This window comes from Pseudomonas alvandae, from assembly GCF_019141525.1.
Classification (GTDB): Bacteria; Pseudomonadota; Gammaproteobacteria; order Pseudomonadales; family Pseudomonadaceae; genus Aquipseudomonas; species Aquipseudomonas alvandae.
The window spans coordinates 784,435-808,207 of the sequence record NZ_CP077080.1 but is presented as its reverse complement, the minus strand read 5'-3'; the positions used below and the strand labels follow the sequence as shown (position 1 = coordinate 808,207).

General features: G+C 60.7%; 18 protein-coding genes. 6 read left to right on the top strand and 12 right to left on the bottom strand.

Annotated features, from left to right (window positions below):
* Positions 1 to 209: 209 nt before the first annotated feature.
* The 8 genes from KSS97_RS03560 to glnE form a co-directional block, all read right to left on the bottom strand.
* Entirely contained in the window at positions 210 to 1,670 is a 1,461-nt protein-coding gene (locus KSS97_RS03560; protein WP_217861102.1) for a lipopolysaccharide kinase InaA family protein, read from the bottom strand.
* The gene (locus KSS97_RS03555) at positions 1,670 to 2,422 is read right to left on the bottom strand and encodes a lipopolysaccharide kinase InaA family protein (RefSeq protein WP_217861101.1); all 753 of its coding nucleotides are present in this window, start codon (positions 2,420 to 2,422) and stop codon (positions 1,670 to 1,672) included. The genes KSS97_RS03560 and KSS97_RS03555 overlap by 1 nt, the downstream gene beginning before the upstream one ends.
* On the bottom strand, positions 2,419 to 3,153 hold the full coding sequence (locus tag KSS97_RS03550; RefSeq protein WP_030140212.1) for a lipopolysaccharide kinase InaA family protein: 735 nt from the start codon (positions 3,151 to 3,153) through the stop codon (positions 2,419 to 2,421). Before KSS97_RS03550 ends, KSS97_RS03555 begins: the two co-directional genes overlap by 4 nt.
* Positions 3,153 to 3,959, bottom strand: a complete 807-nt coding sequence (gene rfaP / locus KSS97_RS03545) for a lipopolysaccharide core heptose(I) kinase RfaP (protein WP_198797236.1) — start codon at positions 3,957 to 3,959, stop codon at positions 3,153 to 3,155. Before rfaP ends, KSS97_RS03550 begins: the two co-directional genes overlap by 1 nt.
* Positions 3,959 to 5,080, bottom strand: a complete 1,122-nt coding sequence (locus KSS97_RS03540; protein WP_030140214.1) for a glycosyltransferase family 4 protein — start codon at positions 5,078 to 5,080, stop codon at positions 3,959 to 3,961. The genes rfaP and KSS97_RS03540 overlap by 1 nt, the downstream gene beginning before the upstream one ends.
* The gene (gene waaC / locus KSS97_RS03535; RefSeq protein WP_030140215.1) at positions 5,080 to 6,138 is read right to left on the bottom strand and encodes a lipopolysaccharide heptosyltransferase I; all 1,059 of its coding nucleotides are present in this window, start codon (positions 6,136 to 6,138) and stop codon (positions 5,080 to 5,082) included. The genes KSS97_RS03540 and waaC overlap by 1 nt, the downstream gene beginning before the upstream one ends.
* 1 nt (position 6,139) lies before the next feature.
* On the bottom strand, positions 6,140 to 7,174 hold the full coding sequence (waaF, locus tag KSS97_RS03530) for a lipopolysaccharide heptosyltransferase II (RefSeq protein WP_030140216.1): 1,035 nt from the start codon (positions 7,172 to 7,174) through the stop codon (positions 6,140 to 6,142).
* Between the two features lie 344 nt (positions 7,175 to 7,518).
* Positions 7,519 to 10,458: a bifunctional [glutamate--ammonia ligase]-adenylyl-L-tyrosine phosphorylase/[glutamate--ammonia-ligase] adenylyltransferase gene (glnE, locus tag KSS97_RS03525; protein WP_198797237.1), complete on the bottom strand. Its 2,940-nt coding sequence runs from the start codon at positions 10,456 to 10,458 to the stop codon at positions 7,519 to 7,521.
* 382 nt (positions 10,459 to 10,840) lie between these two features.
* Between glnE and aceE the strand changes: the two genes are divergently transcribed.
* The 5 genes from aceE to msrA all read left to right on the top strand — a co-directional run bounded on the left by aceE (position 10,841) and on the right by msrA (position 20,458).
* On the top strand, positions 10,841 to 13,486 hold the full coding sequence (aceE, locus tag KSS97_RS03520) for a pyruvate dehydrogenase (acetyl-transferring), homodimeric type (RefSeq protein WP_030140218.1): 2,646 nt from the start codon (positions 10,841 to 10,843) through the stop codon (positions 13,484 to 13,486).
* A gap of 11 nt (positions 13,487 to 13,497) precedes the next feature.
* A complete protein-coding gene (gene aceF, locus KSS97_RS03515; protein WP_198797238.1) occupies positions 13,498 to 15,144 on the top strand; it encodes a dihydrolipoyllysine-residue acetyltransferase in 1,647 nt (548 codons plus the stop codon).
* A 300-nt stretch (positions 15,145 to 15,444) separates the two neighbouring features.
* Positions 15,445 to 16,839 carry an alkaline phosphatase D family protein gene (locus tag KSS97_RS03510; protein WP_030140921.1) on the top strand — a complete coding sequence of 465 codons (1,395 nt, stop codon included), beginning with the start codon at positions 15,445 to 15,447 and terminating at the stop codon, positions 16,837 to 16,839.
* A 193-nt stretch (positions 16,840 to 17,032) separates the two neighbouring features.
* Positions 17,033 to 19,726, top strand: a complete 2,694-nt coding sequence (locus KSS97_RS03505; RefSeq protein WP_030140922.1) for a putative bifunctional diguanylate cyclase/phosphodiesterase — start codon at positions 17,033 to 17,035, stop codon at positions 19,724 to 19,726.
* 84 nt (positions 19,727 to 19,810) lie between these two features.
* Positions 19,811 to 20,458 (top strand): peptide-methionine (S)-S-oxide reductase MsrA, encoded by a 648-nt coding sequence (msrA, locus tag KSS97_RS03500; RefSeq protein WP_030140923.1) that lies wholly within the window; start codon positions 19,811 to 19,813, stop codon positions 20,456 to 20,458.
* A 284-nt stretch (positions 20,459 to 20,742) separates the two neighbouring features.
* Here msrA and KSS97_RS03495 read toward each other — a convergent pair whose 3' ends face one another.
* On the bottom strand, positions 20,743 to 21,582 hold the full coding sequence (locus KSS97_RS03495; RefSeq protein ID WP_217861100.1) for a 23S rRNA (adenine(2030)-N(6))-methyltransferase RlmJ: 840 nt from the start codon (positions 21,580 to 21,582) through the stop codon (positions 20,743 to 20,745).
* A gap of 508 nt (positions 21,583 to 22,090) precedes the next feature.
* On the opposite strand from KSS97_RS03495, the gene KSS97_RS03490 reads away from it, so the two are divergent.
* Positions 22,091 to 22,444: a DUF6124 family protein gene (locus KSS97_RS03490; RefSeq protein ID WP_030140925.1), complete on the top strand. Its 354-nt coding sequence runs from the start codon at positions 22,091 to 22,093 to the stop codon at positions 22,442 to 22,444.
* A 176-nt stretch (positions 22,445 to 22,620) separates the two neighbouring features.
* Here the strand turns inward: KSS97_RS03490 and KSS97_RS03485 are convergent, their stop codons facing one another.
* From KSS97_RS03485 to KSS97_RS03475, 3 genes are all read right to left on the bottom strand, one after another.
* Positions 22,621 to 22,848 (bottom strand): hypothetical protein, encoded by a 228-nt coding sequence (locus tag KSS97_RS03485; RefSeq protein WP_217861099.1) that lies wholly within the window; start codon positions 22,846 to 22,848, stop codon positions 22,621 to 22,623.
* A gap of 281 nt (positions 22,849 to 23,129) precedes the next feature.
* Positions 23,130 to 23,522 carry a hypothetical protein gene (locus KSS97_RS03480; RefSeq protein ID WP_217861098.1) on the bottom strand — a complete coding sequence of 131 codons (393 nt, stop codon included), beginning with the start codon at positions 23,520 to 23,522 and terminating at the stop codon, positions 23,130 to 23,132.
* The gene (locus tag KSS97_RS03475) at positions 23,519 to 23,731 is read right to left on the bottom strand and encodes a hypothetical protein (RefSeq protein ID WP_198797241.1); all 213 of its coding nucleotides are present in this window, start codon (positions 23,729 to 23,731) and stop codon (positions 23,519 to 23,521) included. Before KSS97_RS03475 ends, KSS97_RS03480 begins: the two co-directional genes overlap by 4 nt.
* Between the last annotated feature and the right edge of the window lie 42 nt (positions 23,732 to 23,773).

Below are 23,773 nucleotides of genomic sequence, written 5' to 3'. Positions count from 1 at the left end.
TGAGTAGCCCGCGTTTATAGCGCTGGCCTGGCACCACTGACGGGCTCAGCGCACTGGTGGCGAGGGCGCTTGCTCCCGCTGGGCACCGTAGGAGCTGGCGAAGCCTGCGATCTTTTGATCTTTGATCTTTTTGCTTGGGATTCATGTGTTAGGGGAAAGATCGCAGCCTCGTTGCACTCGGCAGCTCCTACACAGCCTCTACACAGCTCCTACAAGACGGCTGGGGCGCTATCGGCTTCCTTCGGCAACCGCCCATCAATCACCCGATACAACGCACTCCCCTCAGGCCAATTGCGCATGAACCGCGCCCGATCCCGGGCATAGGCCTGGGCGAAGCTGGACTGGCTGCGGTGTTGGCACATCGAGTCGAGGTCGATCAACGCCCAACGATCGTCTTGCCAGAACAGGTTGTGCCCCTTGAAGTCGCCGTGACTGATGCGCTCGCGGATCAGATCAGCGAACAAGCGATCCAGCGCCAGCAGCTCAGTCTCGGGAGCCTCGCCGCTCTCGACGTAAGGGGCGAAGCGTTCGATGATGTCCGGGCCCGACAGGTGCTCGGTCACCAGGTAAGCCCCTCGGCGCAGCCAGAGGAAACGCTTTTCCAGCAGCGCCAGCGGCTTGGGCGTGGCGATGCCGAGGAATGCCAGTCGATGCCCCTCGCGCCAGGAATGCCAGGCGCGACTTGGACGCCAGAAGCGCTTGAGCCAATGGGCGAAGTTCTTGATGTTGTAGCGTTTGATCACCAGGGTGCGACCATTCGACTCGACCTTGCCGACACTGGCCGCGCCGCCCGTCTTGTACAGATGGCCCCGGTCGAGCAGTGCATCGGCCTGTTCCAGCACCGGGACCATCGCGGCCTCTTCATCACGACGGATCGCTCGCAGCCCGAACGGTCCGCGCTGAACGCTGAACAGGCTGCACTCGCGCCCGACCTTTTCGAGAAAATCTTTCAGCCGCCATGTGTGCACTTTATCGATCTGTTTTTGCAGCGCCTCCATGGGCAAGGCGTGTTCGGCGTTGCCCAACAGGTAATACACCAGCAGTTCTTCATTGAACGGCTCGATGGATTTGGGAAGCTGGGCGAAGAACACCCCGAGGTTCTCCAATACCTTCTGCCGCGACAACGGCTGCCCCGGGGTTTCGGCGCGAATACCGGCGCCATCGATCAGATAGAGCTTGCCGCCGTGGCGCAGCAGGTTGTCCAGATGCAAGTCTTCTTGCCACAGGCCCTTGCTGTGGAGTTGCGCAATCGCGCCCAGGGCCTCGGCCAACACTGCCGTTTGCTCGTCCGCCAACATTGGCAGGTGCTCGACCTGTTTCCAGGCGTCACCGAGGCTTTCGGCGTCCTCCAACAGTTCGAACAGCAGCCAGCCACCCTCGCCTTCCTTCAAGCCATCGGCCAGCAGCAGCGGCGTCGTCAGCCCCTGCTCCGCCAGGAGGCGAACGCCTTGCAGTTCACGCTGGAAGTGTCGGGGTGCCTTGCTGCCCACCAGCAACTTGGCCAGCACCGGCCGACCACGCCAGATACCGGCACCGACGTAACGTTGGCCCGGCAACACTCGCAACAGTGAAAGCAATTGCAATTGCGCCGGACCGGCAGCATCGGCCAGCTCCAGGCTCAAGGGCAGGTTCGGGCTGCGGCCGGCGTTTTTCAATTCCGACAAATGCATCAGCGAGCCTCCTTATGGCTGCGTCGAACGCTCAACCGCGTCATCCACTGATCCACCAGCGCACCGCCAAGGGGCTGGTCCAGATACGTAGACAGCAACTGGCGGACATCTTCTTCGCTCCAGATCCTGGCCCGGCGCAGCAAAGGCTCCAGGTCCTTGACTCGATCACGCTGGCCAAACAGCAGCGGCCGAGTCTTTTCGAGGTCGATCAATTGCGCCTGATAACCGTCGGCAGTGGCTTGCAGGAAGATGTGCTTGGGATAGAAGCAGCCATGCACCTGATGCATGCCGTGTAGGCGCCGCGCCAACTGCCCGCAAGCGTTGAGGACTGTGGAGCGCTGCTCTGCCGTCAGGCTTGGCCAGCGCTGCAACAGCGAGTCCAGGTCGTCCCAGCCATCCAGGGCACGGGTCAGCAAGACCGCTCGCACTTCGCCATGTACCTTGCGCTGGCCATAGAACACCGCCTGCAACGCCGGAATCCCCAACTGGCGATACCGGCTGATGTTGCGAAACTCCCTGGAAAAACTGGGCTCGCCAAAAGGGTGCGAAAAGGTCCGGGTCAGGTAATTGCTCTGGCGCTTGAGGTAATAGCCCTGCCCTTCGAGCTCCAGCCGGAACACACTGCTCCAGCCGCCGCCTGCGGTATTGGGCTCATCGACGGCGTCCAGTTCTCGCGACCAAAGGGCCTCGAAGCTGTCCAGGCCATGACGTGCAAGCAACGCCCGGTCTTCAGCGGCCAGGAAATCAGTCATTCACGTCCCTCAAAAAATCTCACTACATGGCGGATGCGTTTTTTGTCACACGCATCGAGCCGGTCACGCTGGCGGTATTGCAGGTAGAAGCGCAGGCGCTGGGTGCTCGACAGGTGGCGCTTGGCAACCTTGTCAAGGCAGGCCAGGTCTTTGGTAATCCGGTACTTGAGCCAGAAGCCGCGCCAGAAATCGCCGTTCGGGCAATCGATCAGGAACAGCCGCGACTGGTCGTCGATCAGCAGATTGCGCCACTTCAGGTCGTTATGGGTGAAGCGGTGATCGTGCATGATCCGGGTATAACCGGCCAGTTGACGGCTGACACCATCGACCCAGGCGCGGTCGCCCAGGCGCGGATCGCGCCGATTAGCCAGCGCTGAAAGATCTTCGGTTCGAGGCAGCTCACGGGTGATCATTGCCCCGCGATCGTACGCCGCGCCACGTCGCTCAAGGCCCCAGGCAACAATCTCGGCCGTGGGAATCCCCCACTTGGCGAATCGCTTGAGGTTCTGCCACTCGGACTTGACCCGGGGCTTGCCCAGGTAGCGCCGCAAGCCTTTGCCGGCACCGACGTAGCGCTTGACGTAATAGTTCACGCCGTTGCGCTGTATGCGGATCACCTCCGACAGTGGATCGCGGGTCAGACGCTCTCCCTGCAGGGCAAATACCGCATCGAGGCTGCCGAAATCCTGCGCCAGTTCAGCGTAGGCCGGCTCCAGGTTCCAACCCGACATCAGAGCGCATCCCCGTACCGCTGCTTGCGGTCATACAGCTTGTTGGCCTTGCCTTCGAGCCACGCCAGCAACGAAGCCTCTTCAGCCAGGACCTGGCGCAGCGGCTGCTGGAAATAGCCCTTGAGGAAACGCAGTTTGTCGCGGCGGGTCAGGCCAATGTCCAACGCCGAGAAATACAGGGCCGCCAGGTCCTTGTTACGCCAACGGGTGGTAATGGCCGGGCGGGTCTGGGCGCGGTGCAAGTCGATCACCGAGAGCTTGAAATCCTCGGGCGTCACCGGCTTGTCGGTGTGCAGCAGGAAGTGGCAGATATAGCAGTCACGGTGGTTAACGCCGGCGCGGTGCATCATGCCGGTCATGCGCGCCACTTCGGCGATCAAGGCGCGCTTGAGCTTGGGCGGCGGCGCTTGCTTGACCCAGTCGATGCTGAAATCTTCAAGGCTGATGGTCGGCGCCAGCTCTTCGGTGATGATAAATGAATGCTGGTCCGCCGGATTGCTGCCCTTCTCGCCGTAGGCGACGGCCGTCATGGTCGGCACGCCGACTTCTTGCAGGCGCTGGATGGCCTTCCATTCCTGGCCCGCACCGAGCACCGGCAGCTTGGCGGTCAGCAAGTTCTTGAAGATCTCGCCCCAGCCAATGCCACGGTGGATCTTCACGAAAAAGCCGCGACCGTCCACCTCCGTGCGCAGGGTGCGCCGGGCTTCGAGCTCACGGTAGACCTCGCCCTGGAGCGCTTCGACTTCGGCGAACGCATCGCGTCCGGCCCAAAGGCTCTTGAACGGTTCGGCCAGCATCAATTTCATCAAGCGTGCTCCGCCAATATCACATCGGCCGCGTGCTGCGGCATGCTGTAGAGGTCGGCCGTCTCGGCGAAGGCCAGACCGTTGCGACTCCAGGTTGCCCGGGCATCGGCATCACTCAACATCCGCCCCAGGTACTCGGTGAGCTGCGCTTGTTCGAACGGCTCGTCCAGCACCAGGCCACTGTCGGCCTCGGCGATGTAGTGGGCGTACCCACACACTGCGCTGACCAGCACCGGCAATCCGGCCACCAGCGCTTCAAGCAAGACAGTGCCGGTGTTTTCGTTGTACGCCGGATGGATCAACAGGTCGGCGCCCAGCAGGAAACGCGGGATGTCACTGCGCCCCTTGAGGAACCGCACGTTGTCACCCAGACCCAGCGCGGCGCTCTGCAGTTGGAATACTTTGGGGTCGTCCTGGCCAATTACAAACAGTCGGGTGCGTTTTCTCAATTGCGCGGGCAACGCGGCCAGGGCCTTGAGGCTGCGATCCACGCCCTTGGTCTTGAACCCGGAACCGATCTGCACCAGCAACAGGTCGTCGTCGGCCAGCTCGAATTCGGCCCGGAACGCGGCACGGATTTCGTCAGCGTCGGCAGGCCGGCGGCGGTCCTGGGCGATGCCTGGCGGCAGCAGGTGAAAACGTTCCAGCGGCGTGCCGTAGTGCTTGATGAACAGCGGTTGCTGGACTTCGGAGATCATCAGCACGTCGGTCTTGGCGTCCTTGGCGAACACCGCCCGCTCGTACTCGGCGAAATGCCGGTAGCGGCCCCAGCGCCGGTACAGCGAATTGCGCAGGTTTTGCGCCTTGTCTTCGAAGCAGCCATCGGCGGCGTAGTACACGTCCAGGCCGGGCATCTTGTTGAAGCCGATCAAGCGGTCCACCGGGCGCTTGGCCAGGTCCGCTTCCATCCACGCGCTGAGTTTCTCGTTGCGGCGATGATTGAACAACGCCTTGACCGGCGCCACCAGCACTTCGAAGCCGGGCGGCACGTCGCCTTCCCAGATCAGCGTGTAGACGCGGATCTGGTGACCGCGCCGCTGGCACTCCAGGGCGATGCGCATGAAGTCACGCTGCAGGCCGCCGAAAGGGAAATATTTGTAAAGGACAAAAGCCAATTGCATCAGCGCGGCTCCTCAGCCAATAACGTGCTCAGGTGGCTGGCGACACGCTCGGGATTCAGACGCGTGAAGCACAGGGGCTGCTCGCGTTTCAGGTCGAACCGCCGGGCATCCTCGGCGGTGGGTGGATAAGTGCATTGCTTCTGCATGCAGGGCGCGCAAGGGAAATCACTGGCGAGGTGAATCTGGCCCTTGCCATAGGCGCCGGTGAGCACCGGATTGGTCGGGCCAAGCAGAGAAATGGTCGGCACGTCGAGGGCCGCGGCCAGATGGCCAAGACCGGTGTCCACCGCCACGCAAGCCTGGGCGCCGGCGAGCACCTTGCCCATGCCGCCGAGGTTCAACTTCGGCAATACCAGGGCATTGCGCAGCCCATTGGCAATGCGCTCGGCCCGGGCCTTCTCGGCCGGGCTGCCCCAGGGCAGTTTCACCACGACGCCGAACTGGCCCATGCGCTCGGTGAGCTGGCGCCAGTAAAGCTCGGGCCAGTGCTTGGACTCCCACGTCGTGCCGTGCAGGAATACCACGTAGGGATAGGGCCGTGGCAATTCCACCAGGCGGTCGATGTCGAGGCCATAGTTACCCTGGGTTTGCGGCAAGTCATAGCCCAGCGCCAGGGCGAATAACTGACGCACGCGCTCCACCGCATGCTGACCACGGGCCACCGCCAGGCGCCGCGAATAGAAACGCGCCGCCAAGGGTTCTCGAGCCGAGTCTTTATCCAGGCCGGCGACCGGCGCCTTGACGTAGCGAGTCAGCCAGGCGCTTTTCAACAGGCCCTGGGCATCGATCACCAGGTCGTATTTGTCGGCGCGCATGCTCTGCTTGAAACGCCGCCATTCGCCACTCTTGATGGTTTGCCAGAGGTTCTTGCGCCAGCGCCGTATCGCCACTGGAATGACCTTGCCCACGGCCGGGTGCCAGGTGGGAATTTCGGCGAAGCCTTCTTCCACCACCCAATCGAACTTGATGCCCGGAATAGCTCGCGCCGCATCGCTCAGCGCTGGCAACGTATGGACCACGTCCCCCAACGAAGAAGTCTTGATCAGCAATACCCGCAAGTTACCGGACCTCCACGGGTGTGCCCTGCAAACGCTCCAGGGCTTCATTCACCGATGGCGGCATGAGCTGGCGCAGGCAGTTGTAGTGACCGAAGCGGCAGGTGCGATCGAAGCATGGACTGCATTCGATGCCCAGGCGCACGACTTCGACCTTGTCCGCCAACGGCGGGGTGAAGCCTGGGGAAGTGGAGCCGTAGACCGCCACCAACGGACGGTTCAGCGCGGCGGCCACGTGCATCAGGCCGGAGTCGTTGGACACCACCGAATCAGCGCAGGACAGCAGGTCGATGGCCTCGGCCAGGGAAGTGTCACCGCTGAGATTGACCGACTCTTCCCGCAGGCCGGGGATCAGCCGCGAGCGGATGTCTTCGCCCACCGAGTGGTCGTTTTTCGAACCGAACAGCCAGACTTGCCAGCCTTCGCGAATCTTCGCCTCGGCGACTTGGGCGTAATGCTCCGCCGGCCAACGCTTCGACTCGCCGAACTCGGCGCCAGGGCACAGGGCCAATACCGGGCGATCCAGGGTCAGGCCGAACTTGGCCAGGGCCGCTTCACGCGTCACCGGGTCGATCTGCAGACTCGGCCGAGGATACGGCTTGGGCAACTCGGCGCCCGGCTCGTAGGCCAGGGCCATGAAGCGCTCGATCATCAGCGGGTAGCGGTCTTTGTCCAGGGCGCGCACGTCATTGAGCAGGCCGTAGCGAAATTCGCCACGCCAGCCGGTGCGCTTGGGAATATCGGCAAAAAACGGCACCAGCGCCGATTTCAACGAATTGGGCAGCAGGATCGCCTGGTCGTACTGGCCGACCAGGGATTTGCCGATACGCCGGCGGGTCGCCAGCTCCAGCACGCCATGGCCGAGCGGGAAGCTCAAGGCCTTGCGCACCTCGGGCATGCGTTCAAGGATCGGCCGGCTCCACTCCGGGGCCAGGACGTCGATTTCGCACTGCGGGTGACGCTGCTTGAGGCACTGGAACAGTGTCTGCGCCATCACCATGTCACCGACCCAACTGGGCCCAACGATCAGAATATTCATGTGGCTTCCAAAAACGATACGGGGAGGCCTACGCCTCCCCGCCTCGAGAATCACTGTGGCTTAGGTCGTTGCCTGTGGCCCTAATCTACAACACACCGCCAATCAACTGTGGGGGGCGACTTACTTGCGACGGAGCCAGCCCATTCAACACCTATGTCGCCTGACCCACCGCTATCGCGGGCAAGCTCGCTCCCACAAGGGACCTGCATCTGTCCTCAGCACGGTGCAACACCGCCAATCCACTGTGGGAGCGAGCTTGCTCGCGATGAGGCCTGTACATCCAACATCAATGTTGCCTGACGCTCCGCTATCGCGAGCAAGCTCGCTCCCACATTTATCAATACTCAGCTCAGTCCCAGCTCCCGCCAGATCCGCATCACCTGCCGGCGCTCGTCCACGAACTGGTCGCCTGCGATCACCCCGGCGTCTTTCTGCAAGGCCTGGCGATGGGCGGCGGAGCGGTAGGCCTTGTAGGCCTCGCGCAACAGCGTGGCATCTTCGGCAGGCATCAACCCGACCTCCTGCAGCCCGTCCAGGATGCGGATGTTATCGGTGTAGCGCACCAGCGAAGGATGCTCCTCGGACCACGCCAGGGCCGCGTATTGCACCATAAATTCAATATCGACGATACCTCCGGCATCTTGCTTGAGGTCGAAGGGTGCCGTGGCTTCGAAGGCATTCGGCGCGGTCCCGGCGGCTGTGGCCTTGCTGCCAAGGTTGTCGCGCATCTTGGCGCGCATTTCGCTCACCTCCTGGCGCAGCGTCGGCAGGTCCCGCTTGCGTCCCAACACCTGGACGCGAACTTTCTCGAAGGCCTGGCCCACATCCTGGCTACCCACCAGCACCCGCGCGCGCACCAACGCCTGATGCTCCCAAGTCCAGGCTTCGTTCTCCTGGTAGCGGGCAAACGCCCCTAAGGAGCTGACCAGCAAACCCGATGCGCCGGATGGTCGCAAACGCATGTCCACTTCATATAACTGCCCGGAGTTGGTCTGGGCCGTCAGCAGGTGGATGATCCGCTGGCCGAGCCGGGTAAAGAACTGGGCACCGTCGATGGGTTTCGGGCCATCGGTTTCCGCCTGCGGATCGCCATCGTGGATAAACACCAGGTCCAGGTCGGAACCATGCCCCAACTCCAAACCGCCGACCTTCCCATAACCGACAATAATGAACCCCGGATCGCACAAGCTGCCGTCGGTACGCAACGGCACGCCATGCTTGGCCGCGGTCTGGCGCCAGGCGAGCGCCAGCACTTGTTCGAGAATCGCCTCGGCCAGCCAGGTCAGGTAATCGCTGACTTTCATCAAAGGCAGGCTGCCGGCGATTTCCGAAGCCGCCACCCGCAGACGGTGGGCCAGCTTGAAGTGCCGCAACGCCTCCATCTGTTGCTCGAGATCATCCTCGGGAATACGCGTCAGGCGTTCACGAAGCTCCGCCGCCAACTCTGGCGCCAAGGGCGGCTTGAACAAGCGACCTTCGTTGAGCAATTCATCGAGCAGCAAGGGGAAACGGGTGATTTGTTCAGCGATCCACGGACTCGCCGCGCACAGCGTCAGCAAGCGACGCAGTGCACCGGGGTTTTCTGTCAGCAACACCAGATAAGCCGAGCGACGAGCCACGGCCTCCACCAACGGCAATACCCGCTCCAGCACCAGGTCCGGATCAGCATGTTCCACCGCCTGGGCCAGCAGGCGCGGAATGAAGGCGTCCAGGCGCTCACGTCCCAGGCGCTGCATGGCGCGTAACTGCGGACTCGAGCGCAGCGCCGCAAGGGCCTTCAGTGCCTTGGACGCATCGGCGAAACCGCCTTCTTCCAACTGGCGACACGCCGCTTCCTCATCCTGGCTGTCTTCCCACAGCGGCAACCATTCGCCCCCCACCGCCACTTCGCCTTCGCTGCCCTCTTCTTCATCGGGATCGGCGATGACCTGGCCAAAATGCCAGGCCACGCGCCCGCGCCAGTACATCAGTTGTTCGTGAAACGCACTCCAATCAGCAAAGCCCAGCATGAACGCAATGCGCGCCTGATCCTGGGCACTGTCCGGCAGCATCTGGGTCTGGCGGTCGGCGATGGCCTGGATCGCATGCTCGGTATACCGCAGGAATTCGTAGCCCTGGCGCAGCTCATCAATCACCTTTGCCGGCAAGTACCCCTGGCCCTCCAGCGTGCTTAACACTTTGAGCAGCGGTCGCTGCTGCAAGCTCAAGTCGCGACCGCCGTGGATCAACTGGAACGCCTGGGCAATGAACTCCACCTCGCGAATGCCGCCCGAACCCAGCTTGATGTTGTCGGCCATGCCCTTGCGCCGCACTTCTTGCTGGATCAACTGCTTCATGGTGCGCAGCGCTTCGATGGCGGAAAAATCCAGGTAACGGCGATAGACGAACGGGCGCAGCATGTCGAGCAGTTGCGCGCCGGCCACCTGGTCGCCCGCCACCACCCGCGCCTTGATCATGGCGTAGCGTTCCCAGTCGCGCCCCTGGTCCTGGTAATACTGCTCCAGCGCGTTGAAGCTCAGCACCAGCGCACCGGCCGAGCCGTAGGGACGCAGGCGCATGTCGACGCGGAACACAAAGCCATCGACGGTCATCGGGTCGAGGGCCTTGATCAGGCGCTGGCCGACGCGGATGAAAAACTCCTGGTTATCCAGCGGCCGCTTGGCGCCGACGGTTTCGCCGCCCTCGGGGTAGGCGAAGATCAGGTCGATGTCCGACGACAGGTTCAGCTCCACCGCGCCGAGCTTGCCCATGCCCAGGATGACCATCTGCTGCGGCTCGCCACTGCGTCGACCGGTGGGTGTGCCGAACTGTTGGCTGAGACGCTGATACAACCATTGATAGGCTTGGTCGATGCAGGTGTCGGCCATGTCCGAGAGGTCCCGGCAGGTCTGGACCAGATCGGCCTGGCGGGTCAGGTCACGCCAGATGATCCGCACCTGCTGGCGGGTACGCTGGCGACGGAGGACGCGGCCCAGTTCGTCTTCGGTTTCGGCGGCCTGTACGGCGGCACCAATCTGCGCGCACATTTCACCGGGCGCCAGGCTGCGGTCCAGTTCGCCGCTGCGCACCAGTGCCAACAGCATCAAAGGATCTCGTACACTTTGCTCGATGACGAAGTCACTGGCGGCGGTAACGCGGTTGAACTCGGCCCAACGCTGCGGCGTCCAGGTCGACAATCCATGATCGTCGTCAAGGAGCGCGACCGCCGCGCGGAACGACTGCTCGGCGCGACTGACCAATGACTGGAGAATTGCCGGCATTTCGGCAAGCGAGGGCAGGCTCATGGTCTATCCTTGATCGGCGCGGGAAAGGCTGGATGTAGTGTTTTTACAGAAGACACTACCTGATCGACTGTCGAACAAAGATGATAAATAGCTGATTTTCTGATTTTATTGGCAGCCGGCATCAAGTTTTTACCTGTTCGAGTTGGCAAATGACCAACAGTAACGATTATTCTCACAACGAAACGAGGGGCCATCAGCCGCTCATGTGTAGTTTTACTACTCGTCTATACATTCGAAAGGCTGAAACGGCCGACGATTTGTAGTAAAACTACACGCCGCCGAAACAACCTTCGGCAATCCAAGAATTTATATCGTCTGCCCACAAGGCCAGTCGCAAACTCAGGCAACCGATTCTGGTAGCCTTTCCGCCCTGGAGCAAGCCATGCAAGACCTCGATCCCGTCGAAACCCAGGAATGGCTGGACGCCCTGGAATCGGTTCTCGACAAAGAAGGCGAAGACCGTGCTCATTATCTGATGACCCGTATGGGTGAACTCGCAACCCGCAGCGGTTCGCAACTGCCCTACGCCATCACCACGCCGTACCGCAACACGATCCCCGTTACCCACGAAGCACGCATGCCTGGCGACCTGTTCATGGAACGCCGCATTCGCTCGCTGGTGCGCTGGAACGCGTTGGCCATGGTCATGCGTACCAACCTGAAAGATTCTGACCTGGGCGGTCACATCTCCAGCTTCGCCTCCAGCGCGACGCTGTATGACATCGGCTTCAACTATTTCTTCCAGGCCCCGACCGACGAGCACGGCGGCGACCTGATCTACTTCCAGGGTCACGCATCGCCAGGCGTCTACGCCCGTGCGTTCATGGAAGGCCGCATCACCGAAGACCAGATGAACAACTTCCGCCAGGAAGTGGACGGCAACGGCCTGTCCTCGTACCCGCACCCTTGGCTGATGCCTGATTTCTGGCAGTTCCCGACCGTTTCCATGGGCCTGGGCCCGATCCAGGCGATCTACCAGGCGCGCTTCATGAAGTACCTGGAAGCCCGTGGCTTCATCCAGCCAGGCAAGCAGAAAGTCTGGTGCTTCATGGGCGACGGCGAGTGCGACGAGCCGGAATCCCTGGGCGCGATCTCCCTGGCCGGCCGCGAGAAGCTGGACAACCTGATCTTCGTCATCAACTGCAACCTGCAGCGCCTCGACGGCCCGGTTCGCGGCAACGCCAAGATCATCCAGGAACTCGAAGGCGTGTTCCGTGGTGCCCAGTGGAACGTCAACAAAGTCATCTGGGGCCGTTTCTGGGACCCACTGTTGGCCAAGGACGTCGACGGCATCCTGCAGCGTCGCATGGACGAAGTCATCGACGGCGAATACCAGAACTACAAGGCCAAGGACGGCGCGTTCGTCCGTGAGCACTTCTTCAACTCGCCTGAACTCAAGGCCATGGTTGCGGACCTGTCCGACGACGAGATCTGGAAGCTCAACCGTGGTGGCCACGACCCGTACAAGGTCTACGCGGCGTACCACCAGGCGGTCAACCACAAAGAACAACCGACTGTCATCCTGGCCAAGACCATCAAGGGTTATGGCACCGGTGCCGGCGAAGCGAAGAACACCGCGCATAACACCAAGAAGGTCGATGTCGAGAGCTTGAAGCTGTTCCGCGACCGCTTCGACATTCCGGTCAAGGACAGCGAGCTGGAAAACCTGCCGTTCTTCAAGCCCGAAGAAGGCAGCGCCGAAGCCCGCTACCTGGCCGAGCGCCGCGCAGCCCTGGGCGGTTTCGTGCCACAGCGCCGCGCCAAGAGCTTCAGCATCCCGACCCCGCCACTGGAAACCCTCAAGGCGATCCTGGACGGCTCGGGCGACCGTGAAATCTCCACCACCATGGCCTTCGTGCGGATCCTCGCGCAACTGGTCAAGGACAAGGAAATCGGCCAGCGCATCGTCCCGATCATCCCGGACGAAGCCCGTACCTTCGGTATGGAAGGCATGTTCCGCCAGTTGGGCATCTACTCGTCCGTCGGCCAGCTCTACGAGCCAGTCGATAAAGACCAGGTGATGTTCTACAAGGAAGACAAGAAGGGCCAGATCCTCGAGGAAGGCATCAACGAAGCGGGCGCCATGAGCTCCTTCATTGCGGCCGGTACTTCGTACTCCAGCCACAACCAGCCGATGCTGCCGTTCTACATCTTCTACTCGATGTTCGGCTTCCAGCGTATCGGCGACCTGGCCTGGGCCGCTGGCGACAGCCGTACCCGTGGCTTCCTCATCGGCGGCACTGCCGGCCGCACCACCCTCAACGGTGAAGGCCTGCAGCACGAAGACGGCCACAGCCACATGCTGGCCGGGACCATCCCGAACTGCCGCACCTATGATCCGACCTACGGCTACGAGCTGGCGGTGATCATCCAGGACGGCATGAAGAAGATGACCGAAGAGCAGCAGGACGTCTTCTACTACATCACCGTGATGAACGAGTCCTACCAGCAGCCAGCCATGCCGGCCGGCGTGGAGGCAGGCATCGTCAAGGGCATGTACCTGCTCGAAGAAGACACCCGCGAAGCTGCGCACCACGTGCAACTGATGGGCTCCGGCACCATCCTGCGCGAAGTGCGTGAAGCAGCGAAGATCCTGCGTGAAGAGTTCAACGTTGGCGCCGACGTCTGGAGCGTCACCAGCTTCAACGAGCTGCGTCGCGACGGCTTGGCCGTAGAGCGCAGCAACCGCCTGCACCCTGGCCAGAAGCCAAAGTTGAGCTACGTCGAAGAATGCCTGAACGGCCGCAAAGGTCCGGTCATCGCCTCCACCGACTACATGAAGCTGTTCGCCGAGCAGATCCGCCAGTGGGTTCCTTCCAAGGAATTCAAAGTGCTGGGCACCGACGGTTTCGGCCGTAGCGACAGCCGCAAGAAGCTGCGTCACTTCTTCGAAGTCGACCGTAAGTTCGTTGTGTTGGCAGCCCTGGAAGCCCTGGCTGACCGTGGCGATATCGAACCTAAAGTGGTGGCCGAAGCCATCGCCAAGTTCGGCATCGATCCAGAAAAACGCAACCCACTGGACTGCTGAGGAGAATTTTCGTGAGCGAACTCATTCGCGTACCTGACATCGGCAGCGGTGAAGGTGAAGTAATTGAACTGTTTGTGAAGGTCGGCGACCGTATCGAAGCCGACCAGAGCATCCTGACGCTTGAGTCGGACAAGGCCAGCATGGAAGTGCCTGCGCCGAAGGCCGGTGTGATCAAGAGCCTGAAAGTGAAGCTGGGCGATCGCCTGAAAGAAGGCGACGAACTGCTGGAGCTGGAAGTCGAGGGCGCCGCTGCGGCGCCTGAAGCGGCCGCCCCTGCTGCTGCCCCGGCAGCGGCTGAAAAGCCTGCCGCCGCGCCGGCTGCCGAAGCGGCTCCCGCTCCAGCCGCCGCGCCTGCCGCTGCCACGGTCCAGGACATTCACGTCCCGGACATCGGTTCGTCGGGCAAGGCCAAGATCATCGAAGTCCTGGTCAAGGCCGGCGACACCGTCGAAGCCGACCAGTCGCTGATCACCCTGGAATCCGACAAGGCCAGCATGGAAATCCCTTCGCCAGCCGCCGGCGTGGTGGAAAGCGTCGAGGTCAAGCTGGAAGACGAAGTCGGCACTGGCGACCTGATCCTGAAGCTGAAAGTAGCGGGTGCCTCGGCACCTGCCGCACCAGCCCAGGCCGCTGCGCCGGCCGCCAAGGCTGAAGCAGCACCAGCGCCAGCCGCCGCGCCTGCGGCCAAGGCCGAAGCAGCGCCTGCGCCTGCCCCTGTCGCCGCCGCGCCTGCGCCTAGCGGTGCCAAGGTGCACGCCGGCCCTGCGGTGCGTCAGCTGGCCCGTGAATTCGGTGTCGAGTTGTCGGCCGTCGGCCCAAGCGGTCCTCACGGTCGCGTGCTGAAGGAAGACGTGCAGGCCTACGTCAAGGCCATGATGCAGAAGGCCAAGAACGCTCCAGCCGAAGGCGCCACCGGCGGCGCGGGCATCCCGCCGATCCCGGCGGTGGACTTCAGCCGCTTCGGCGAAACCGAAGAAGTGGCCATGACTCGCCTGATGCAGATCGGCGCGTCGAGCCTGCATCGCAGCTGGCTGAACATCCCGCACGTGACTCAGTTCGACCAGGCTGACATCACCGAGCTGGAAGCTTTCCGCGTCGCGCAGAAAGCCGTGGCGGAAAAGGCCGGCGTCAAGCTGACCGTACTGCCGCTGCTGCTCAAGGCCTGTGCGCACCTGCTCAAGGAACTGCCGGACTTCAACGCCTCCCTGGCCCCAAGCGGCAAGGCGGTGATCCGCAAGAAATACGTGCACATCGGCTTTGCCGTCGACACCCCGGAAGGCCTGCTGGTACCGGTCATCCGCAACGTCGACCAGAAGAGCCTGCTGCAACTGGCTGCCGAAGCCGCTGCCCTGGCCGAAAAAGCCCGGAGCAAGAAGCTCACCGCCGACGACATGCAGGGCGCCTGCTTCACCATCTCCAGCCTCGGCCACATTGGCGGCACCGGCTTCACGCCGATCGTCAACGCGCCGGAAGTGGCGATCCTGGGCGTTTCCAAGGCAACTATCCAGCCAGTCTGGGACGGCAAGGCCTTCCAGCCGAAGCTGATGCTGCCACTGTCGCTGTCCTACGATCACCGTGTGATCAACGGCGCCGCCGCCGCGCGCTTCACCAAGCGCTTGAGCGACTTGCTGGGCGATATCCGTACCATCCTGCTGTAACACCGAAAGGCCCTCTTCGCGGAGGGCCGTTCGGCAGTCGTTTTCCGAGCGCCACGCTCGTACCTCAACCCCGCCCATTTGGCGGGGCTTTTTTTGGGTTGGATAAAACTGTCTTATCCAACCACGACTTTTCCTACTCCGTTACGCAACAAGACCTACTTCTTCTATTAGCCATTGCCCACAACAGACGCCCCCTCCCCTCTAACTCTTTATCGCGCGCAACGCTTTAGCATAGTTCCGACCGCCTACTAACAGCCCTCAACCACCAAACACTTCTTATAACTTCGAATGGATTCGAACATGTTAAAGCCTACTGTCGGCCCTCTTCTTGGCCATACAACAACCGATCACGCGCGTGTATTTCTACGAGGCGATAAAGACAATAACAATCCCGTCTTCGCCGGCATTCGCTACAGGCGAAAAGGCGACATCGCCTGGTCAAGAGGAAAGTTTGTCCGACTGTTTTCCTACCGCGACTTTTCCGCCGTCATCGTATTGAAAGGTCTCCAGTCCAATACCGCTTATGAATACCAGGCCGGCTGGAAATCCACCTTGAGCCCGGCCCATACCGTCGAAACCATCCTGGAATTACCATTGCAATGGCCCAAGGACGTTTATCAACTGCGCACACCACCCGACAAGAGCGACGCAGCGCGCAGCTATATCGTCGGCTCTTGCCGATACCTTCGGATCACCGCTGGCGTCCCATCGCGACCAGCGCTGGGGGACCGCACGTTCGCCGGCATCAACCGAATCGTCGAACAGGCCGATCCGCCAATCAGCGCCGTGCTGATGACCGGAGACCAGGTTTATCTCGACGACTTGAACATCATTGCCCCGGACCGCAGCCACAAGGACATGTTATTCAAATACCGCACGGCGTTTTCCCAACCCCACATAAAGAAGTTGATGTCCAGCGTTCCCACTTACATGATGCTCGACGATCATGAAATAGAAGACAACTGGCCGACCAACAGAAACAAGAACGATGAATCACTTTATGCAAATGCCCTGGACGCCTATGAGACTTATCAAGCCAGCCATAGCCCGGCCCATGAACTTTTAAGCGACGGCACGCTAAGCCAAGCCCTGCCCCGTTATTGGTATTTATTTGCCCACGGCGATATCGAATGGTTCGTGACCGACAGTCGGACTCGCCGCAACCTGTCGATGGAAGACCGGCGCATCCTGGATGCCGAACAGGAACAATCGCTGCTCGACTGGCTGATCAACAGCACCGCCCGCGTCAAGTTCGTCGTCACCAGCGTCATGTTCTACCCCGACCGTCGACTCAATGGCGGGGACGCCTGGCAGACCTTTCCGGCGCAGCGCCTGCGACTGCTGGAGGCCATCCGCAGCCATCGAATCAAGAACGTGATTTTCGTGTCTGGTGACGTGCATGGCTCCCTGACGAGCCTGTTGGCGCATAGCCAGGATCCTGACTTCCAGGTTCATACCATCGTTTCGTCGCCGTTTTGCAACAGCAAGCTGCTGCCCTACGCCAAGGCCTCGACTTTTATTTTTGGTAAACCCATGGCCCGGGCTCCAAGCGGTGAGTACCAATATGAACTGACCAGCAAGGTGATCAGCCAGGACAACTTCGCTCAGCTGAAAGTCACGGCCCAGAGCGTTCAGGTAACGTTTCATGACCGTGACGGCGCTCCGTTGGAGGTCGTCGATATACCGCTGCGCTGATCGGCGGCAGGCCAATGAATACCTCTGATCGGTTGGCAACTGGAGAAATCCCTTTGTCGGCCGATAAAAGGTTTATAGCACTTGGCCTTCATGTCTCTTGTCAGCCAGGGCCGCAATGATGCAACCTTGCGGCAATCCGTAATGACGAGGGCGTCAGCCCGGCGCGATCAGCATTTTCGAAGCGAGTTTCCCCATGAAAAGCCAACCCGATGCCGCCAGCCGTATGGCGGCCGAGGTAGTGACGCAGTTACCGGTGCCCTCGCGGCTCGGTATGCTGCGTTTCGAACGGCTGAATGAAGCAAGCTGGGCGCTGCTGTTCCTCGACCCCAACTGCGAACGCTACTTCGGCTTGCCGGCCGTGGAACTGTGCTCACTGGTCAGTTCGCCATACGCCAGCCTGATGGAGCCGGAAGCGCGCTATCAGTTGCATGACGCAATCCAGCAGCAACTGGCCCAGGCGTCCCACTACCTGATCCGCTATACGCTGCACACCGCCAAGGGGCCGATGAACCTGCTGGAGACCGGTGAGGCCTACAGGCAGCACAATCGTCACCTGCTGCGCGGTTATCTGTTGGTCGTCGACGACCTGCTGCAAGACGAGCCGTCCTTGCCGGCCGTCGATCTGGAAACCCAGAACTCACGACTGCAGATTGCCCTGGAACTGAACCAGCGCGCCCAGCAGGAACAGCTCCAGCACCTGGACCGGGTCCGCGCCCAACAAGACTTGATCCTGCTGCTGACCCGCCAGCGCTACAGCGCCAACAACTCGCTGCAAGAGGCCGCCGAGCTGATTACCCGCAGCGCCTGCGATATCTACCAGATCGACTGCGCAAGCATCTGGAACCTGGAAGACGGCAAACTGGTGCCGATCTCGGCCTATAACCGCGCCTCCCAGGACTACTTCCTTCCGGATGTCATCAACGCCAACGACTTTCCAAATTACATGGAGGCACTGCAGACCTGCCGAGCCATCGATGCGCACAATGCGATGCGCGACCCGCGCACCCGGGAAATGGCCGAGAACCTGCGGGCCCGCGACGTCAACGCCATTCTCGACGCCAGCATCCGGATCGATGGCCAGGTGGTCGGCGTCCTATGCCTGGAACAAGTGGGCGTCACCCGCGCCTGGCAGTCGGACGAAATCGCCTTCGCCGGCGAACTGGCAGACCAATTCGCCCAGGTCATCAACAACCACAACCGCCGCACCGCCACCAGCGCCCTGCATCTGTTCCAGCGCGCCGTGGAACAGAGCGCCAATGCGTTCCTGCTGGTCAACTGCGACGGCGTGGTGGAATACGTCAACCCGAGCTTCACCGCCATCACCCAGTACACCACCGAGGAGGTCCACGGCCAACGGCTGTCCGAGCTGCCAGCCTTGGAGAATCTCAGCGAGCTGCTGTTCGATGCGCCCTCAGCCCTGGCCCAGAGCAATAGCTGGCAGGGCGAATTCAAGAGTCGGCGCAAGAACCTCGAACCCTACTGGGGCCAGCTGTCGATTTCCAAGGTCTATGGCGACAACCGCGAACTGACGCACTACATCGGCATCTACGAAGACATCACCCAGACCAAACTGGCCCAGCAGCGCATCGAGCGCCTGGCCTATACCGACAACCTGACCAACCTGGGCAACCGACCGGCGTTCATTCGCAACCTCGATGAACGCTTCGCCCGGGACAGCGACTCGCCCATCAGCCTGCTGCTGGTGGACATCGACAACTTCAAGCGCATCAACGACAGCCTCGGCCACCAGACCGGCGACAAACTGCTGATCAGCCTGGCCCGGCGCCTGCGCAACAGCCTGAGCCCCAGCGGCAGCCTGGCGCGCTTCGCCAGTAACGAATTCGCGGTACTGCTGGACGACACCGACCTCGAGGCCGGGCAACAGATCGCCAGCCAGTTGCTGATGACACTCGATAAGCCGATGTTCGTCGATAACCAATTGATCAGCGTGACCGGCTCCGTGGGCCTGGCCTGCGCGCCGCTGCACGGTCGCGACCCGCAGACGCTGATGCGCAACGCCGGCCTCGCCCTGCACAAGGCCAAGGCCAACGGCAAGCATCAGGTCCAGGTGTTCACCGAGGCCCTGAACGCCGAGGCCAGTTACAAGCTGTTCGTGGAAAACAACCTGCGCCGGGCCCTGACTCAGAATGAACTGGATGTCTTCTACCAGCCCAAGCTCTGCCTGCGCAGCGGTCGCCTGCTGGGCATGGAGGCGCTGCTGCGCTGGAACCACCCAGAGAAGGGCATGATCCGCCCGGACCAGTTCATCAGCGTGGCCGAAGAAACCGGCCTGATCATCCCCATCGGCAAATGGATCGCCCGCCAGGCCTGCCGTATGAGCAAACAGCTGACCGCCGCCGGCCTGGGCAACCTGCAAGTGGCGATCAACTTGTCACCCAAGCAGTTTTCCGATCCGGACCTGGTGGCCTCGATTGCCAGCATCCTCAAGGAAGAACAATTGCCCGCGCGGTTGCTGGAGCTGGAACTGACCGAAGGCCTGCTGCTCGAAGCGACCGAAGACACCCACCTGCAGCTCGACCAGCTCAAGCGCCTGGGCCTGACCCTGGCGATGGATGACTTCGGCACCGGTTATTCGTCCTTGAGCTATCTGAAGAAATTCCCGATCGACATCATCAAGATCGATCGCAGCTTCATCCATGAGATCCCGGACAACCAGGACGACATGGAAATCACCTCCGCGGTGATCGCCATGGCCCACAACCTGAAACTCAAGGTCGTGGCCGAAGGCATCGAAACCGCCCAGCAGCTCGCCTTCCTGCGCCGCCATCGCTGCGACGTCGGCCAAGGCTACCTCTTCGACCGGCCGATCCCCGGCACAGAGCTTATCGAGAAGCTCAAGCGCTACCCGCGCGGCCCGCTGGTCTGACAGTCGCTTATAGCTTGCGGCGGCTTTTCTGAGGCACACTGACGGTCTATTTCGCTCAACTCAATCTGACTGAGAGGACTGATGATGGTCTTGCGCTCGGAAATCCTGGTGAACAAAAACGTGCTCCCTACTCCCGATCAAGCTCTTCCCGGCCGTGAAACCCCGATGGCCGTGCCGGAAAAACACTTCGTCCACGACGCGCCGCTGCTGGGCCCGTTTGCCATGGACGTGGATTTCGCCATCTTCGGCCTCGGCTGCTTCTGGGGCGCGGAGCGCAAGTTCTGGCAACGTGAAGGCGTGGTCAGTACCGCAGTGGGTTATGCGGGCGGCTTTACGCCGAACCCGACGTATGAGGAGGTCTGCTCGGGCCTGACCGGCCACAGCGAAGTGGTGCTGGTGGTCTACGAGCCGGCGAAGGTCAGCTACGAGCAGCTTCTGAAAATGTTCTGGGAACTGCACAACCCGACCCAGGGCATGCGCCAGGGAAATGACATTGGCACCCAATATCGCTCGGTGATCTATTGCACCACGCCCGAGCAACTGGAAGCGGCGAAGAACAGCAAAGACGTGTTCCAGGCTGAGCTGAACAAGGCCGGTAAAGGCGAAATCACTACCGAAATCGACGAAGCGCCGACGTTCTACTTTGCCGAGGCGTATCACCAGCAATACCTGGCCAAGAACCCTGAGGGGTATTGCGGGATTGGCGGCACGGGCGTGACTTGCCCGATCTGACGTTCTGGTCCTGAAAAGCTTCGCGAGCAAGCCCGCTCCCACAGGTCCGGTGGCGTACACAACTCTTGCGTACGCCTCAGATCCCCATGTGGGAGCGAGCTTGCTCGCGATAGCGGTGGATCTGGGGCGGTGATGTTGGATGTGCCGCCGCCATCGCGAGCAAGCTCGCTCCCACAGGGGCCCGGGGCGGACACAGATGTTGCGTACACCTCGACACCCCATGTGGGAGCGGGCTTGCTCGCGAAGGCGTCCTGCCTGACGACCTGAATGCATCGGCTCAGCGATCAGCTTTCAGCGATCAACCAATCCATCTGCCAGCCACCCTGGGTCTGCCCAAGCTTCTTCGACAACCACGGCAGCAACTCACGCAACTCTTCCTCAAGCCCCCATGGCGGGTTGGCGATGGCCAGGCCGGAGCCGTTCAGGCTGTTGGGCGTGGCCAACGGATGCACGAGCAACTCCACCCGCAACAACTTCGGCGCGCCTGTGCCCGCCAGGTCCTGATAGAAACGACGCAACATGCGTTGGTCTTTCACGGGATACCAGATCGCCGCCACCGTCTGGCGCATCCGGCCGACGGCCTCCTTGAGCGAGGCGGCGCAGCGCTGCATCTCATCCAGCTGTTCAAACGGCGGATCGATCAACATCAGCGCGCGCTTCTCTGCCACCGGCAGCAACGCACGAGGAACGTGCCAGCCTTCGCCCAGATGCACCGCCACGCGACGATCACCCTTCATGTTGTCCTTGAGCAGCACGCCGTCCTCCGGATGCTTCTCGTTGAGCAACACCCGATCCTGCGACCGGGTCAGGCGCCGCGCCAGCTCCGGTGAGCCCGGGTAATAGCGCAACTGGCCGTCCGGGTTCATCTCGTGCAGCACCTTCATGTAATCGGCGGTCAGGGGCGGCAGATCGTCCTGATCCCATAACCGCGCGATGCCTTCCAGGTATTCACCGGTGCGATTGGCCTGGTCGCCCTGCAAATCGTAAAGCCCGATGCCCGCGTGAGTATCGAGATAGGCGAAGGGCTGTTCCTTGCGCGACATCAAGGCGATGAGGCGAGTCAAGGTCAGGTGTTTGAACACATCGGCGTGATTGCCGGCGTGGAAGGCGTGGCGATAATTCATGGCGGCTCCTGCGAAGGGCGACGAGTTTACCTTGAAGCGCGTCGAACGTCAGGGGTTCGCGGCCGAGCGGCAGAACCGCCCGCCGTGGCGAGGGAGCTTGCTCCCGCTGGGCTGCGCAGCAGCCCCTTTTCCATCCGGCCGCCCGCTACCGATCCGAACCTACACCGTCCTACACTCATCCCCTATCGGAACTACAACGGAAGGCTACAGTGCCTTGCGCCGTTGCCTACAACTAAGCCAGAATCCGCCGGCTTGTGCGCCTTGGAGGCCACCGGTACTTTGATTCCGTCACTGCCCATCAGTGATCGGGTTTAGTAGCTCGGTATTCCAAGGTGCTCACCGCTCCATTCAGCTGGGTGTTTTTTACCTGTGCTCAATGGTGGCTGTGCGCAGGGCGCCCTCGGGCGCGCCGGTTCCTTGGATCCCCGGTCTACTAACCTGCGTACAGCTGCCGCCCATCTCGTTTAGTAGCGGATTGGCAGTGGCTCCAACTTAAGGATCCAAGACTATGTCCAAGCCAACGCCGAATCCCCCGAAAGACCACATTTCCCGCACTCAATCGACCAACGCCAAGAAACTCGACGAAGCCGCCACCCGCGCCCTGGACTATTACCTGAAGCCAAAAGCTGAGAAAAAAATGTCCAACACCCCTGATACCCTTTTCGTCATCGCCCCTGACATCGACGCCGAATGCCTGCTCGCCAACCTCAGCGAAACCCTGGCCTCGGCCAACGCCATGGTCAGCGACCTGGCCTTCGACCTGGACGGTTCCCGACGACATATCGCGCTGGGGGTGCAACAGATGATCGAGTTGAGCCAGTTGCTGGCGAACCGGGCATTGGATGTGGTTGACCCGAGATAGGGTCTGCGGTCCTGGGTTTGCTCGATAACAAATGGACAAACCCAGGCAGCTATATGGCGCGAGTGGGATTCAGTGAATCGACACGTACCCGGACAGGAGCAACAAAAACCCAGCCCGCGCGTGATATAGAAATCGGATCGACACGGCAGCAAGCCCCCTCCCACCGAACCGAACTATCACCGAACCCAACCTACCCATTTGCCTAATCCGGTCATGGAAAACAGGAAAAAACCATTAACCAGCCCAACTAAATAAATAAACTGTATCTTTCGTCTCAATCGCGCTGAAAACTCCTTGCAATCCTCGCAATCCAACTCACCACTCTTCAAAGCGCGCGATGAGAACAGAAGAGTAGCACCCACGCTGATCATCAAAAAAAAACCGGGAGCAAGGATCTCTACCATTAAATATCCTTCGCGACAAAAAGAACCTGCTCCGGCTAAAACCAGAAACGATCTCATCCATTCGAAAATATGAAAAATACAATAACAGGACGACGACTATAAGCTCTACCAACATAATTATTCCGACGCTCAGGAAATACAGTAATTCAATATCGCTTCTCACCAGTAAGTACCTCCCTGGGATCTGCCTGCTTCATCATCGAGCCCCTTCCTCACCCTGAGATACTAGTCACACCGGCTGGCCCAATGTCGTTATTCCATTACTCGCGCTTGGCATCGGATTATTTCAGCCAACCTGCCACTACCCCAACCACACCTACACCCAATAAAAATACGGCTCCCACCAACCCCACTGAGTAAAGAAACCTAACCACCCTGAGCAGGCTTTTTGGAAAATATATAAAATCCTCTCGACTCAACTCGCCTTGTTTGATTGCTCGCTCAGGAAACAGCAAGAAAGCACCGACACTTAACATCGTAAAGTAGTCACCAAGCACTCCTTCACCCACCGCCGTCCGCCTCCGCCTTAGACCGCTTGAGCTGTGCAGCGCCCCAAACACCTCATCCTTTCGAAAGAAAACCAAATATATTTGCCCAACGAAAAATACCGCACCCAGCAAAAAAATCCCTCCTCCCGCGACAAGCAAAAAATTAGTTTCCTGCTCACTTCTCATTTGGTTATTCCATCGTAAATAATCTCTCCGGCGCCTTCTCCGACATCGGCCATCCACTTGATTTTTTGAATATACAAACTACGACTTAAATTCCTTAGCAACTCATTCATTCGAAAAAATATCAGATACAAGCCACAGAACACAACGACTAAAGTTGAAGCCAAAACAAACACCCAGAACAATGCATAAATTTCTTTTTGCGCACTCATCCAGCCTCCACCCGCTACGTCTCCAAGTTTTTTCCAGCTTCC

Excerpts from the sequence above, each read along its gene's own strand:
- waaF (WP_030140216.1), bottom strand. The coding sequence starts at position 7,174 with ATGAATATTCTGATCGTTGGGCCCAGTTGGGTCGGTGACATGGTGATG.
- KSS97_RS03540 (WP_030140214.1), bottom strand. The coding sequence starts at position 5,080 with ATGCAATTGGCTTTTGTCCTTTACAAATATTTCCCTTTCGGCGGCCTG.
- KSS97_RS03550 (WP_030140212.1), bottom strand. The coding sequence starts at position 3,153 with ATGTCGGGTTGGAACCTGGAGCCGGCCTACGCTGAACTGGCGCAGGAT.
- KSS97_RS03510 (WP_030140921.1), top strand. The coding sequence starts at position 15,445 with ATGTTAAAGCCTACTGTCGGCCCTCTTCTTGGCCATACAACAACCGAT.
- KSS97_RS03560 (WP_217861102.1), bottom strand. The coding sequence starts at position 1,670 with ATGCATTTGTCGGAATTGAAAAACGCCGGCCGCAGCCCGAACCTGCCC.
- KSS97_RS03495 (WP_217861100.1), bottom strand. The coding sequence starts at position 21,582 with ATGAATTATCGCCACGCCTTCCACGCCGGCAATCACGCCGATGTGTTC.
- KSS97_RS03505 (WP_030140922.1), top strand. The coding sequence starts at position 17,033 with ATGAAAAGCCAACCCGATGCCGCCAGCCGTATGGCGGCCGAGGTAGTG.
- glnE (WP_198797237.1), bottom strand. The coding sequence starts at position 10,458 with ATGAGCCTGCCCTCGCTTGCCGAAATGCCGGCAATTCTCCAGTCATTG.
- KSS97_RS03485 (WP_217861099.1), bottom strand. The coding sequence starts at position 22,848 with ATGGTAGAGATCCTTGCTCCCGGTTTTTTTTTGATGATCAGCGTGGGT.
- aceE (WP_030140218.1), top strand. The coding sequence starts at position 10,841 with ATGCAAGACCTCGATCCCGTCGAAACCCAGGAATGGCTGGACGCCCTG.
- KSS97_RS03475 (WP_198797241.1), bottom strand. The coding sequence starts at position 23,731 with ATGAGTGCGCAAAAAGAAATTTATGCATTGTTCTGGGTGTTTGTTTTG.
- rfaP (WP_198797236.1), bottom strand. The coding sequence starts at position 3,959 with ATGAAATTGATGCTGGCCGAACCGTTCAAGAGCCTTTGGGCCGGACGC.
- msrA (WP_030140923.1), top strand. The coding sequence starts at position 19,811 with ATGGTCTTGCGCTCGGAAATCCTGGTGAACAAAAACGTGCTCCCTACT.
- KSS97_RS03555 (WP_217861101.1), bottom strand. The coding sequence starts at position 2,422 with ATGACTGATTTCCTGGCCGCTGAAGACCGGGCGTTGCTTGCACGTCAT.
- KSS97_RS03480 (WP_217861098.1), bottom strand. The coding sequence starts at position 23,522 with ATGAGAAGTGAGCAGGAAACTAATTTTTTGCTTGTCGCGGGAGGAGGG.
- KSS97_RS03490 (WP_030140925.1), top strand. The coding sequence starts at position 22,091 with ATGTCCAAGCCAACGCCGAATCCCCCGAAAGACCACATTTCCCGCACT.